Source organism: Capilliphycus salinus ALCB114379, from assembly GCF_047276495.1.
GTDB lineage: Bacteria > Cyanobacteriota > Cyanobacteriia > Cyanobacteriales > Microcoleaceae > Capilliphycus > Capilliphycus salinus.
In genome coordinates this window covers 7251399-7264428 of record NZ_CP178543.1, presented here as the reverse complement: position 1 = coordinate 7264428, position 13030 = coordinate 7251399, and the positions used below count along the sequence as shown (strand labels likewise).

At 42.7% G+C, this 13030-nt stretch carries 12 protein-coding genes; 7 read left to right on the top strand and 5 right to left on the bottom strand.

Features of this window, described 5'->3' with window-relative positions:
* Positions 1-191 precede the first annotated feature (191 nt).
* From ACL6C3_RS29550 to ACL6C3_RS29540, 3 genes are all read left to right on the top strand, one after another.
* The gene (locus ACL6C3_RS29550) at positions 192-1328 is read left to right on the top strand and encodes a polysaccharide deacetylase family protein (RefSeq protein WP_413163600.1); all 1137 of its coding nucleotides are present in this window, start codon (positions 192-194) and stop codon (positions 1326-1328) included.
* Between the two features lie 68 nt (positions 1329-1396).
* On the top strand, positions 1397-1900 hold the full coding sequence (locus tag ACL6C3_RS29545; RefSeq protein WP_413168436.1) for a molybdenum cofactor biosynthesis protein MoaE: 504 nt from the start codon (positions 1397-1399) through the stop codon (positions 1898-1900).
* Positions 1901-2200: 300 nt separating this feature from the next.
* The gene (locus ACL6C3_RS29540; RefSeq protein WP_413163598.1) at positions 2201-3391 is read left to right on the top strand and encodes a hypothetical protein; all 1191 of its coding nucleotides are present in this window, start codon (positions 2201-2203) and stop codon (positions 3389-3391) included.
* A gap of 125 nt (positions 3392-3516) precedes the next feature.
* Here the strand turns inward: ACL6C3_RS29540 and ACL6C3_RS29535 are convergent, their stop codons facing one another.
* The 3 genes from ACL6C3_RS29535 to ACL6C3_RS29525 form a co-directional block, all read right to left on the bottom strand.
* The gene (locus tag ACL6C3_RS29535; RefSeq protein ID WP_413163596.1) at positions 3517-4725 is read right to left on the bottom strand and encodes a 4-hydroxy-3-methylbut-2-enyl diphosphate reductase; all 1209 of its coding nucleotides are present in this window, start codon (positions 4723-4725) and stop codon (positions 3517-3519) included.
* A 170-nt stretch (positions 4726-4895) separates the two neighbouring features.
* Positions 4896-6236 carry a cytochrome P450 gene (locus tag ACL6C3_RS29530; RefSeq protein ID WP_413163594.1) on the bottom strand — a complete coding sequence of 447 codons (1341 nt, stop codon included), beginning with the start codon at positions 6234-6236 and terminating at the stop codon, positions 4896-4898.
* 56 nt (positions 6237-6292) lie between these two features.
* The gene (locus tag ACL6C3_RS29525; protein ID WP_413163593.1) at positions 6293-6958 is read right to left on the bottom strand and encodes an SOS response-associated peptidase; all 666 of its coding nucleotides are present in this window, start codon (positions 6956-6958) and stop codon (positions 6293-6295) included.
* A gap of 245 nt (positions 6959-7203) precedes the next feature.
* On the opposite strand from ACL6C3_RS29525, the gene ACL6C3_RS29520 reads away from it, so the two are divergent.
* The 3 genes from ACL6C3_RS29520 (at position 7204) to ACL6C3_RS29510 (ending at position 9059) form a co-directional block, all read left to right on the top strand.
* Complete coding sequence (locus ACL6C3_RS29520) at positions 7204-7320, top strand: type II toxin-antitoxin system HicA family toxin (RefSeq protein ID WP_413168435.1); 117 nt, start codon at positions 7204-7206, stop codon at positions 7318-7320.
* 56 nt (positions 7321-7376) lie between these two features.
* On the top strand, positions 7377-7604 hold the full coding sequence (locus ACL6C3_RS29515; protein WP_413163591.1) for a type II toxin-antitoxin system HicB family antitoxin: 228 nt from the start codon (positions 7377-7379) through the stop codon (positions 7602-7604).
* Between the two features lie 117 nt (positions 7605-7721).
* Positions 7722-9059, top strand: coding sequence for a ribulose bisphosphate carboxylase small subunit (locus ACL6C3_RS29510; RefSeq protein ID WP_413163589.1), 1338 nt, complete (start codon positions 7722-7724; stop codon positions 9057-9059).
* A gap of 344 nt (positions 9060-9403) precedes the next feature.
* Here ACL6C3_RS29510 and ACL6C3_RS29505 read toward each other — a convergent pair whose 3' ends face one another.
* Positions 9404-10036 (bottom strand): TMEM165/GDT1 family protein, encoded by a 633-nt coding sequence (locus ACL6C3_RS29505; RefSeq protein ID WP_413163588.1) that lies wholly within the window; start codon positions 10034-10036, stop codon positions 9404-9406.
* A 507-nt stretch (positions 10037-10543) separates the two neighbouring features.
* Here ACL6C3_RS29505 and malQ point away from each other — a divergent pair.
* Entirely contained in the window at positions 10544-12046 is a 1503-nt protein-coding gene (malQ, locus tag ACL6C3_RS29500) for a 4-alpha-glucanotransferase (protein WP_413163586.1), read from the top strand.
* A 59-nt stretch (positions 12047-12105) separates the two neighbouring features.
* On the opposite strand, the gene ACL6C3_RS29495 is transcribed toward malQ, so the two are convergent.
* Positions 12106-12990, bottom strand: coding sequence for a helix-turn-helix domain-containing protein (locus ACL6C3_RS29495; protein ID WP_413163584.1), 885 nt, complete (start codon positions 12988-12990; stop codon positions 12106-12108).
* Between the last annotated feature and the right edge of the window lie 40 nt (positions 12991-13030).

The following is a 13030-nucleotide window of genomic DNA, read 5'->3' as shown; positions in this document are numbered from 1 at the left end:
TGCCCTAATATCTTAGAGGAGTGATTTGCTTTTGAGGGTGCAACCCTCGAAAGATAGAATTTTTTGTCTTGACATTTTTGACAAAATATGCTATGCACACTCCTTTTTCCGGACAAGATTGGGGTGAATCGGAGTTTTCAATCAAGGAATTTTCCTTGAGGTTAAGTTTATTGGTGTGAAGGAGAAATGACGTGGTACAAAACGCGAGTTTAAAACGCCTGCAACAGCAACAGCAGCGGATATCCCGTTTTGCTTTGATTTCAGCAGTGGCAAGTTTTATGATTGGTGTGATGTTGCCTTGGAATTTGCGGACAACTCGTCAAGTGATGCCATCTGTTCCCCAGTCTTCACCGCAGAGGGTCACGCCGAGTCCAGAATCAACTCAAACACCGGAGAAAAAATCGTCTTCCGATGAGTTTGTACCGCCTGTAATGGAGGAAAAACCTTCTCCTTCTTCTGAAAGTGAGAAACCCTCTGAAAGTCAACAGTCGAATAGACCGGCAGTCCCCTCATCTGCAATTAATCCCCGAGAATTACCCCCGGTCGGACAAGGGATTGCCCAACGAGTTGAAGGCGTACAAACTGCAATGACTCGTTTAAAAGCTCAACGATTTGATAATACCATACCGGATCGTTTCAAAGGCAAAACGGTTAAATATATCGATCTCAATACCGATGAAAAAGTAATCGCGCTGACCTTTGATGATGGCCCCTGGCCGACAACAACAGAACAAATTTTAGATATTTTAAGAGAAAACAATATTAAAGCGACATTTTTTGTCGTGGGTCAAGCCTTAAATAATTTCAAAGAGATTGGCAAAAAAGTCGCGGCCGAGGGTCATGTAATTGCCAATCATACTTGGAATCATCGCTATCACTATCACAATCATTCTGCTGCGGCGAAAGAGATTGAAGACACGGCGAATTTGATTGAAGAATTGGTTGGAATTAATACAACAATTTTTCGCCCGCCCGGAGGTGTGGAAGATAACGGTTTAGTTAATTACGCTTTTAGCCGAGACTACGTTAATATTATGTGGTCTTCCGATTCTAAAGATTGGAGAAGTTCAGCTTCTAGTATTAAACAAAATGTTCTCAGTTCGGCGCAACCGGGTCGGATTATTTTGCTACACGATGGGGGCGGAAATCGGGCGGAGACCGTAAAAGCTTTACCGGATATTATTGCCGAACTTAAAAAACAAGGTTATCGGTTCGTAACAATACCGGAACTTTTGGAAATTGCCGACGAACAGATTGCCAAACAAGAAAGCGAACTTCAGCAACAGTCAAACTCTGATATCAGTTCCGATTTGCAAGTCAGTCGATAAATAATCAGTTATCGTTGCAATAGGCTATTTGTTTAAAAACAGATAGACAGATGTTAACGATAGCAATCATGTTCAATTCAAGTTTAACCATTCAAGCGCCCGATCAATCCGTCTCATCTTCAGACGATTTTGCCATTACTCTCGCGCCTCTGTCCGTAGAGGAGATTTACGCCTTGGTCGATGAACCGGCTAACGGTGCCGTTGTGGTGATGAGTGGTATGGTTCGCAATAACACTCAGGGTCAATCTGTGGAAGCTTTGGAATACCAAGCTTACCAACCGATGGCCCTCAAGGTGTTTGAACAAATCGCGGCCGAAATTCGTCAAAATTGGCCGGATGTGAGGCGGGTTGCCATTCATCATCGCATCGGACGCTTATCCATTGGGGAAATTAGCGTGTTGGTGGCGGTCGGTTGTCCCCACCGTCGAGAAGCCTTTGAAGCCTGTCAATATGCGATTGATACCCTCAAACATAACGCTCCCATCTGGAAAAAAGAGTTCTATAGTGGATCAGATGGGATAAAATCAAGTTCTTGGGTGGGTATTGGCGATTGTGAGCGGCAAAATTGTTAAAAATCCATAAGATTGTCTCGAGCCTCAACTATCTGGAGTTAGATATCTTCAGATTGTTAAGTCTGACGACGCCACTTCTGCCAAGCGGGTGGGGTGGCGGAGACTTATGGCTTCGGTTTTTAGCCCGTTGGCTCTCTTCAATTTTGGTAAGAAGTTCTAATATTAAGCTAATATGGCTGAACAGTTAAGTATTTTACCTAGCTGACGCTTTCAGCGCTTCCAATCTCAATAATACTCAGTATGTTGAATGGAGTTTTTAAATCCAAACTAGAACTGTTGGCTCATTTATAGGATATCACAATGTCAGAGCAAATCGAAAAAATTAAACAGTTAATCAAAACGGCTAAAAATGTCAAGACCAAAGCCATGTATGAAGATTTGCTGGCGAAGTTGCAAGCCGATCAGACTGGCGGCGAATCCGGTGATAAAATTGAAGAAAAACCTCAACCTGCATTAACTCCTAAACCTCAGCGAACCGCCCCCAAACCTCAGCCCACTGCACCCAAATCTTCCGAGGTTCAACCTCAAAAACAACAAAATCGAAAACCGAAACCGATTGAAATTGTGCGGTCTAGTCAATCATCGATAACATCAACGCCTGAAACCGTTAATCAGGAGTTGAAATCGAGCGACGAAAAATCTATCAATAAGAAGCCGAAAACTAGCCCGACGGTCAAAGATTCGGATTCTCCATCGGTTCCCGAACCGGACCGCACTCCAAGTAACGCAGACTCTCAATCGGAATCTTCTGAAGAAGAAAAAGTTCAGGCTTATTTTCAAGGAATTGGCATCATTAAGGGAGAGGTAACGTTAACTGAAGAACGTTCGGTTGTCACAATTGGCAATAAAGAATATCGGTTGTTTTACATTCCCAACAGACGCAAGAAAGCCTATGATGCGCTGAAAAAAGAAATTGAAACCACAGGAAATACAACGTTAAGGTTAATTGTTTATCCTAAAATTCTACACTTTCCGAAAAAAGAGCAACCCCATCAAGTCGCTTTTCAACTGGTCGGATTTGTCGGGTCTCAAGCGTCGAAAAGTCAGTTGAACAGTGAACTGCAAGATTTTGAATTCAAATTTTCAGGATTGTGGCAATTTATTCCCGTTTGTAGAACGCCTTGTATTTCGGTGTTTCGGAACTTTAATACCGAGAGATTAAATTGGATAAAAGAAGCGGATGCGGCGAAGAAAGTTAAGTTTATGAAAGCTTCTCATATTCCGATTTTGTGGAAAGATTCGCCCGTTAGACCCTTTAGATTTAATCCCAAACTTGAAAAAGAACAGCAAGGTCAAACCTATTTTGTGCAGATTAAAGCTAAGTTTCTTCCCGGTCGGGATGTGTTTGGATTTACCGAACAGTTAAGCGAACCGATGGAAAAAGCTCCCGGATTTTTAAAAGCTTCTAAAAAGTTAAAAGCAGAAGCTTTAAAAGAAACCAAGGAACGCAAACAACAGCAACAACAAGAACAGTCGGAAGTTCAAGAGTAAAAGCCAATGGATAAGTTGAGAAACCGGGTTTCTTTTGATCAGAAACTCGGTTTCTGGGTTGTCGTTGGGCTTCAGCTTTTTTGGTGGGCTAAAGCACTACTACGAACTGATGAACTGAGGGGGTTTTAGACTGCAACTGCATTACTTTTTAGCTCAAAAATTTTCTCGATGACATCTTCGACGGCTTTATCGGGAGTGGAAGCACCCGAAGTAATTCCGACCACAATTTCGCCATCCGGTAGCCAATTTTCGGCAATTTCGATTTCTTTTCCTAAGGGTTTGTGTTCAATGCGATCGCCGGAAATAATTCGTTCTGGGCTATCAATATGATAAGATGGAATTTCCCGTTCAATTGCCATTTCTTGTAAGTGGGTTGTATTGGAAGAATTAAAACCGCCAATAACAATCATTAAATCAAGAGTTTCTGCAACTAGACCCAACATGGCATCTTGACGCTCTTGTGTGGCGTCGCAAATCGTGTTAAAACTTTGGAAATGTTCGGTTAATTTGTCGGGGCCGTATTTCTGCATGATTGTCCGTTCAAACAGTTTGCCTATTTGTTCGGTTTCGGTTTTCAGCATCGTGGTTTGGTTGGCAATTCCGACGCATTCCAAATCTTTATCCGGGTCAAATCCTTCCGAATAAGCGTGTTTAAATTTGGCGAGAAATTCTTCTCGGTTTCCCCCGTTCAAAATATAATTGCAAACATATTCGGCTTGTTCGAGGTTTAACACGACCAAATATTTATCTGCAAAAGAACTGGTGGCGACGGTTTCTTCGTGTTTATATTTGCCGTGAATAATCGAAGTATAACTCTTTTTCTTGTGCTTTTCTACCGTGTTCCAAACTTTAGAAACCCAAGGACAAGTGGTATCAACAATTTTGCAGCCTTTATCATTGAGAAGCTGCATTTCCTGTACACTTGCCCCAAAAGCGGGTAAAATCACAACATCTCCGAGACCAATCCCGGAAAAATCCTTTTGTCCTTCGATAACCGGAATAAATTCTACTTTCATATCCAACAAATGTTGATTCACCGAAGGATTATGAATAATTTCGTTGGTAATCCAGATGCGTTCTGTGGGAAAATGTTGGCGGGTTTCGTAGGCCATCGCCACCGCCCGTTCAACGCCCCAACAGAAGCCAAACGCCTCGGCTAACCGAATGGTAACATTTCCCCGTTGGAGGGTGTAATTGTTCTCGCGAATTTGTTGAATTAAACTGCTTTGATAAGCCGACTGCATGACGCCCGCGACTTCTTCTTCGTGTCCGAAGCCTTTGCGGTGATAGGATTCCGATTTTTGCAGTGTTCTTCTAAATGCTTTTGTATCCATACAGCCTATAGATGAAAATTTCTCTTTTCTGATATTGTAAAACGTTCTCTGACAAATCTCTACATTTTTAGAAATAAAATTCTAAAAATCAAATGGGAGTCCGTTGAAAATATCCGGTTTTAATTTTTTCCTCCTCACCCCGAATAGAAGTTAGACTGTTTTTATGGAATTCAGTTTAAACGATTTTGGGCAATTAAACTTAATTCAGCGGGGGGAGATAAAGTTAAGCCCCGACGGACGGGTTTGTAGGCTTTATTGTTGGGAAGTTTCAGTTGCCAATCTGATAAAATAGTTGCCAGAACTAACTTCATTTCTAACAGGGCCATTGCACTCCCAATACACCGACGATGACCCCCACCAAAGGGGAAAAATTCGTAGGGGGAAAATTGCCGTTGTAAAAAGCGTTCGGGTTTGAATGTTTTGGGTTCGGGATAAATATCTTCCCGTTGGTGAACTAAATAGGTACAGGGAAATAATACTGTTCCGGCTTCAAAAGAATAACCGCCCATTTCTAAGGGCTGTTTCAACACTCGCACGCCGGATGTTATTGTAACGGGATAAATTCGCAAGGTTTCATTACAAACGGCTGTTAAATAGGGAAGTTTAGCGATTTCACCCAGGTCTGGATTTTCCCCCAAATTTGCCAATTCAAACTGTAATTTATCTTTGACTTCCGGTAAATAATGCGTCCAATACAGCGCCCAAGTTAAAGAAGAAGCTGTGGTTTCGTGTCCGGCTATTAATAAGGTCATTAATTCATCTCTGAGTTCGGTTTCGGTCATCGCTTCTCCCGCTTCATCTCGCGCCAACATCAACAGCGTTAAAATATCATCGCCGGAAAAATCATTCTTTTGTTTTCGTTCGCGAATTTCGGCATAAATCATTTCATCGGCTTGCTGTTTGTAGCGCAAAAAACGCCCCCAAGGACTCCAGTTTCCCCAGTCTTGACGCAGAATCGGGAAGAACATTAAAGTCGCAGCCAAAGGAGAACCAATAGACTCCATCATCGCACTTAAAAGATGTCGCAATTTTTCATAACGTTCGCCTTCGGTCAGTCCAAAAACGGCTTTTAAAATCACTCTTAAGGTGATATCCTGCATGACAGCCCGCACTCGAAACGGTTGACCGATTTTAACTTGCGACATCACTTGTTTGGTAATCTCACAAATTAGCTGATTGTAGGTTTTTAAGCGCTCGCCGTGAAAGGGAGGCATTAACAGTTTGCGCTGACGTTGGTGACGTTCTCCATCCACCATAAAAACGGAGTTATCTCCCAGCAATAAGAGTAATACCCCTCCAGCATTTCCCGTTCTAAACTGTTCAGAATTTCCGGTAAATATCTTTTCAATCCCGGCGGGATGGTTTACATAAATTAGGGGAGTTGCCGAATCTCCAACGCGAATAAAGTCGCCGTAACGCTGATAATAATCTTCTAAATAATCGATAGGACGAGCAACAAATTTTATCAGTCTGAGAACCCGAGGCGTTTGGGGGCCGTTTGGTAAGGTCATATGCTTTCCTTGTTGTGATTTGCTCTTTATTTATTATGACAAATTCTTGAGATTTTTCATCCCTTTTGTTCAATACAGTCCGCTTGGTCGTGGCGGGAGTTGTTGACAACGGCGTTAACGGGATAGTAGTTTAAAGGCGGTTGAGAGGTTAATAAAGGTAAAATTTCCTGGGGTTCGGTTAGTTGGGGGTCAAGCCACTGAGAATAATTATTTTCGGGAATAATAATCGGTTGTCGGTGGTGAATGGAACGAACTTCGTTATTGGCTTCTGTTGTTAAAATTGTACAGGAAATAATTTCTTCATTTTCGGGTGATTTCCACCGTTCCCAAAGTCCCGCAAACCCAAACGGTTGATGATTTTCAACGTGCAAATAATAGGGCTGTTTTTGGTCTTCTATTTTCTGCCATTCATAAAACCCGTCCGCGACAATTAAACAGCGTCGTTGGCGAATGGCTTGGCGAAATGAGGGTTTTTCCGCGACGGTTTCGACCCGGGCGTTTATCAATTTTGCACCCATTTTTTGATCTTTCGCCCAACTGGGAATTAACCCCCAACGCATCCAGTTTAACTGTCGTTTTTCCGACTTTGAATTGATGCTAACTGTTGCAACCAACTGGGTGGGAGCGATATTATAACGGGGCGTTATTTCGGGAACTTCTGATAACTGAAATATTTCGGCAAGTTGTTCGCCTAAACAGGTTAAAGTAAATCGTCCGCACATAAGCTAAAAATCTATAAATTTTGAAAATTACACTCTTTCTATTCTGACAGATTTTTTCTAAATTGAGGTTGTGCTAACCGTTGTATATAAAAAATAAATCCTTCGATTGTGTTAGACCATAGTTTCTTTTGTTCGGAATCCGTTTTGAAAAAACTAATTAATCTATGCTAAAATTTATATCAAAATGCTTGGTCATGCCTAAAAAAATTTGAGAACTAAAAAGCCTCTTACAAAAAGCTGGATTTATTTATCGATCCGCTAAGGGTAGTCACAGCAGATGGATTCATCCTCTACTCCCCGATCAACCTATTACTATTTCAGGAAAAGATGGAGATGATGCAAAACCTTATATAGAAAAATAAGTCAATAGTAAACTAGAGATGTTGAAAAAAGTTCAAGAACAGCAAGGAGGAGATGAATGAAACTTCATTATACAATTGTGATTCAGTGGTCAAACGAAGATCGGTGTTACTTAGTGCATTTACCTGATTTTCCAACCCAACAATTCCATACGCATGGTGATACCTATGAAGAAGCATTAAATAATGCTCAAGAGGTGTTAGAATTGCTGGTTCAAGAATCTCAAGAGGAGGGTAAACCTTTACCTCAACCCAAACCCTTAGAACACCCTCTTAAATTGGCTTGAGGGACAGACAAACATTGAAAGAACTGACGGGTAAAGCTGCAAAAATTTAATTAAATGCAATTCAAAAGGTCAGTTTTATCTTAAAATGAGACTGGCAAATCAGATCTTACTCCTTGTATGTCTTATTATATCTCTCCCAGGTTTCTTGACAAATTAGCCGTTCATATCACCAAAAACTTTTTAAACATCTCTAACTTGCGAGTTCCCCTGATTTTAGGAATTCACGGACGCAAGGGAGAAGGAAAAACCTTTCAATGTGAATTGGTATTTGAGAAAATGGGATTTGAACCCGTTACCATTTCCGGTGGAGAATTGGAAAGTCCAGACGCCGGAGACCCTTCAAGATTAATTCGACTTCGCTATCGGGAAGCATCGGAACAAAGCCGGGTGAGGGGTCAAATGTGTGCGTTGTTTATTAATGATATTGATGCGGGCGCCGGACGTTTTGACTCGGGAACTCAATACACCGTTAATACTCAGTTAGTCAACGCCACTTTAATGAATATTGCGGATAATCCGACCAATGTTCAGCTACCCGGAAGTTACGACGAAACCCCGTTACAACGCATTCCCATTATTGTCACGGGAAATGATTTTTCAACGCTTTATGCGCCCCTAATTCGAGATGGACGGATGGAAAAGTTCTACTGGGAACCGACCGCCGAAGAACGCACAGAAATTGTTGAGGGAATTTTTGAAAAAGAACTCTTAAAACAAGATATAATCAAGTTAGTTCAAGAATTTCCCGAACAGTCTATTGACTTTTTTAGCGCATTGCGATCGCGAATTTACGACGAACAGATTCAACGGTTTATCAGTCAAGTTGGAATTGATAAAATTTCCAAGCGAATTGTTAACAGTGTCGAAAAACCGCCAGAATTTAAAAAACCCAATTTTAACTTTTCTCATTTGTTAGAAATGGGTCATCTAATGGTGAGGGAACAACAACGTATTAAAGAGTTAAGATTGGTTGATGAATATAACCAATATCGTATCTTTCATCCCGAAGCAACCCAACCGCAAAAACCCTCAAATACGGTTCAAAAAACCACCAATTATACTCAAAAACCTCATCTTCCTTATAATCCCATTATGCCGCCTCATGCGGTTAACAGCCAAGTCACCGCAGTCATGCAAGGGGATAGCAAAGGGTCAACTTTTATTAGTGAAGGTCGGGCGGTTACAACCAAACTCAGTTTAGAAGTTCTCGAACAAATTGAACACATTTTAGAGGGCGGATATCGAGTTGGTTTAGAATATGCTGACCCCCGTCGTTTTAAAACCGGTTCTTGGAAAACTTGTTCAATGGTTGATAGCAATCATCAATCGGATATTATGGATGCAATTGAGGGCTGTCTGTCGGAACATCCCAATGATTATGTCCGTTTAATTGGGATTGATACTCAAGCTAAACGGCGGGTAATTGAGACAATTATTCAACGACCTAACCGTTAAAATTGAAGCCAAAAACCCGGTTTATTTTACAATACCCATCGCCAATTTCAGAAAGTTTTAGAAGAAGTCAAAAACCCGGTTTATTTTAGAATACCCATCAGAAAGTTCAGAAAGTTTTAGAAGAAACCGGGTTTTTTAATCTCTAGGTGTCAGGTTAGATGATAACTGTAAACTGTAAACACTCTCTTGCAAACTTTGCTACCGACTATTCCGCCGGGTCGCAAGTTTGCGCTGGTGACTGGTGACGGGTTCGGCAGTGCGGACTTGGCGGTTTCCGTATCGGAGCAACTGCCGTTCGCGCAGCGTCTCCGAAGGAGATACCCGCATATGGTGACTGGTGACTGTTAAATTGTTTGTGTTCCGACTCCTTCCCAAATGGCGACTAAACCAAATAAAATAAACAAACAACCTCCAATTGCCGTAATCATCCGTTCAGAAATTTTTCCGGCGATTAATCGCCCGCCAATCACTGCAATTGCCGCGCAAATACTATGACCTAAAGTAGCGCCCAAAACCACCCCCAAGGGCTGATAACTCGCCGCTAACGCAATGGTTGCAATTTGGGTGCGATCGCCCCACTCTGCCGTAAAGGTTAACAGAAATGCTTCTAAAATAATCCCCAATGAAGTTTTACGTTTGGGAAAATTTCCCCGACTTTTTTCAACCGCTTCTACCGCTTCTTGTTCTTCATCTTTGCTGGATTTAGCGCTCATTTTGCTGGCATCATACAAGAGTTTAATCCCAAAGGCACAAAAGAGGATAATTTCCGCAAAATGGATATAAACTTCTGGAAGAAAAGATACAATTTTTCCGACAAAAACGGATAAAATTGTCATTAGGGCTAAAGCCAGGGTAACGCCGATAAAAACCAGTTTTCGAGAATGGCGAATCGAGAGAATTACTGCAATAAAGAAGGTTTTGTCTCCGAGTTCCGAGAGGGTAATCAGTAAGAGTCCGGCTGTGAAGGCAGTTAACATAATATTGTTGCTAGATTTTATAGAGTGTAGATTCTTAAAATTTGCTCGGATGTTATTACTATACCTAAAACTTCCTCAAAAAGCAAAAATTTTCTCAACTTTTTAGCCATTTTTCATAGATGAATCATCTTTTATTCATTCTTGTTTCATTGTTTTAATTTTGTCGGTGAATCAAGAAAATAGAATCTGTTTTTAAGGCCGTTATTTCTATTAAAAATTGGATTTTTTTAGAAAAAAAATATTAATTGATAGAAATTGAAGGGGAGATCGAGAGGATTTTTCCCCGATGAGAGTCACAGGATTAACTTACCCGCCAGAAAAAGATCTTGGGATATCACCATTAACGACGGTCTCGAACAGGAGTAAGATGAATAAAGGATCTAAACGGACACGGACTGACTGTGTCCAGCAAATCAGCCAGTAAAATTAGACCATTAGCTGGATGTCTCAAAGCCAACGATCCTTTAAAGTATTCAGGTATTTATTACAGTTGCAGTTGCGTTTATCATGCCATTTCCAAGATCTAGCGGTATTTTGCTTCACCCCACCTCACTACCCGGTCGATATGGGATCGGAGATGTTGGCCCGGTGGCCTATCAATTTGTTGATTTTTTGAGAGATAGTGGACAACAACTCTGGCAAATTTTGCCTTTTGGCCCAACAGGATTTGGGAATTCACCTTACTTATCCTATTCGGCGATGGCGGGAAATCCGCTATTAATCAGCCCCGATTTGTTATTAGAGCAAGAATTACTCACCGAAACCGATGTAGCGAACGTACCCGTATTTGACACCGAAAAAGTCGATTTTGATGGGGTTAAAGCCTTCAAATGGAACCTGTTTAAAATCGCCTGCAAAAATTTCAAAGAAACCCTGACCGAAGAAGAAAAGGAATTCGAGGAATTTTGCCGCAATAAATCCTACTGGTTAGATGATTACGCTCTATTCATGGCAATTAAAGAAGCCCATGATGGGGAAAGTTGGCACAAATGGGACGAAGATATTGCACGGCGCAAACCGGAAGCCATCCAACAATGGCGCGACAAACTGGCTGACGAAATCTTCTTTCACAAATTCCTACAATTTGAGTTTTTCCGTCAGTGGTCTCACCTGAAAAAATACGCCAACGATCAGGGAATTCAAATTTTTGGAGACGTGGCGATTTATGTCGCCCACGATAGCGCCGATGTGTGGTCTCACCCGGAAATCTTTTGCTTGGATGGCGAAACCGGAGAAGCCTCGTTAATGGCCGGAGTTCCGCCCGATTATTTTAGCGCCACAGGTCAACTGTGGGGAAATCCGGTCTACAACTGGGAACGAGTCCAACAAAATGGCTTTAACTGGTGGTTACAGCGAGTGCAATCGATTTTAGATTGTGTCGATATTATGCGGATTGACCACTTCCGAGGACTTCAGGCGTTTTGGGCGGTTCCCCAAGGCGAAACAACGGCGATTAACGGCCGCTGGATCGAAGCACCCGGAGAAGCCCTGTTTAATCTGTTAAATGAAAGGCTGGGTAAATTGCCGATTATTGCCGAAGACTTGGGTTTAATTACCCCAGAAGTCGAAGCGTTGCGGGATAAGTTTGAACTTCCGGGCATGAAGATTTTACAATTTGCCTTTGATTCCGGGCCTGATAATCCCTATCTTCCCTACAATTACACCACGCCCAACTGGGTGGTTTACACCGGCACCCACGACAATGACACGACAGTGGGCTGGTTCAATCAACGCTCCTTGCAGGGACAGGCGCGGGTAATCAGTTATGCGGGCGGAACGATGGGTCACGGCATTCATTGGGATTTGATTCGGGTGGCATTGGCATCGGTGGCCAATCAAGCGATTATTCCCCTACAAGATGTTTTGGGCTTGGGAAGCGAGGCCAAGATGAATCAGCCGAGTACATCGGAAGGGAACTGGGCTTGGCGGTTTGAACCCGGGGCCATTACCGATGAACTTCGCGCGCGCCTGAGATTGTTAACCGAAACTTACGGACGACTACCCCGATAAGTGTGAGGAGGGGTGAGTCAGGAGGATCAATCTCAAGGACAATTCGCGCCGACTGCTGACTAAGAGTTAGAGTTGGGCGTTTTCGGTTGGGGGTGGTTGGCTTTAAAGACCACCTCTTCGACCATACCGGGTTCTCCCAGGCGTCGGCTTTCGCCGTTATTGACCGTCACCATCACCCCACCGGCATTACCGGCGACGACAACTAACTCTTGCTTGGCTTTCCAAGTTCGTTGGGTTCCGCCCGATAAAATTCCCTGAAACTCGGTTTTTCCATCCACTTCGATCAAAACCCAGGATTCATCTTTAACCACAATTCCCACTTCAACGGTTTGGTTAACCGGATTTGGGTTGGTTGAACCGGAGTTGGAGGAGTTGTTCTCAAGGTCGGTTTGTGTCGCTTGTAACACCAACTGGCCCGGATTGCCAGTAGAATTGTTGGCTGTCGAAACGCTCACCGATTGAGTGGTACTGGTTGCCGGACCTTGAGCTAGAGTAGATTCGGGCAGGACTTCCACTTGGGGGGAAGATTTAATCAAGTAGACCAGGCCGTGCATTGTTGCCAAAATTAACAGGATATAACTGAGATAGAGATGGGTGGGTCGCAACTGGGGTAATGGCAACAGCCAGGTGTTAGATTCGATGGAGGGAATTATCGGTTCGGGGAGGAAGAAATTCGCCAGTTCTTCGCCGTCGAGTCCGAGAGCGTTGGCATAGCGTCGGATTAAGCCTTGAGTGTAAACCGGTTCGGGTAAGTTTTCGACTTGACCTTCTTCTAAAGCTTGGAGCAAATGGCGGCGAATCATGGTGTAAGCGGCCACCATATCCAACGACAGAGAATGATGTTCGCGAGTTTGACGCAGTTGTTGACCTACCTCAAGTAATCTCTGAGCTTGTTCGATAGTCATTCTTGAACGATTTTTATTTGCCAAGTTTTTTCTAACCATTGAGAACGGTAAACTCACTTTCATACGCACGACTCCTTAG

What these genes read in the sequence shown, in the direction of transcription:
- ACL6C3_RS29515 (WP_413163591.1), top strand. Translation starts at nt 7,377, where the DNA reads ATGAAACTTCATTATACAATTGTGATTCAGTGGTCAAACGAAGATCGG.
- ACL6C3_RS29505 (WP_413163588.1), bottom strand. Translation starts at nt 10,036, where the DNA reads ATGTTAACTGCCTTCACAGCCGGACTCTTACTGATTACCCTCTCGGAA.
- ACL6C3_RS29530 (WP_413163594.1), bottom strand. Translation starts at nt 6,236, where the DNA reads ATGACCTTACCAAACGGCCCCCAAACGCCTCGGGTTCTCAGACTGATA.
- ACL6C3_RS29525 (WP_413163593.1), bottom strand. Translation starts at nt 6,958, where the DNA reads ATGTGCGGACGATTTACTTTAACCTGTTTAGGCGAACAACTTGCCGAA.
- malQ (WP_413163586.1), top strand. Translation starts at nt 10,544, where the DNA reads ATGCCATTTCCAAGATCTAGCGGTATTTTGCTTCACCCCACCTCACTA.
- ACL6C3_RS29535 (WP_413163596.1), bottom strand. Translation starts at nt 4,725, where the DNA reads ATGGATACAAAAGCATTTAGAAGAACACTGCAAAAATCGGAATCCTAT.
- ACL6C3_RS29495 (WP_413163584.1), bottom strand. Translation starts at nt 12,990, where the DNA reads ATGGTTAGAAAAAACTTGGCAAATAAAAATCGTTCAAGAATGACTATC.
- ACL6C3_RS29510 (WP_413163589.1), top strand. Translation starts at nt 7,722, where the DNA reads ATGTCTTATTATATCTCTCCCAGGTTTCTTGACAAATTAGCCGTTCAT.
- ACL6C3_RS29540 (WP_413163598.1), top strand. Translation starts at nt 2,201, where the DNA reads ATGTCAGAGCAAATCGAAAAAATTAAACAGTTAATCAAAACGGCTAAA.
- ACL6C3_RS29545 (WP_413168436.1), top strand. Translation starts at nt 1,397, where the DNA reads ATGTTCAATTCAAGTTTAACCATTCAAGCGCCCGATCAATCCGTCTCA.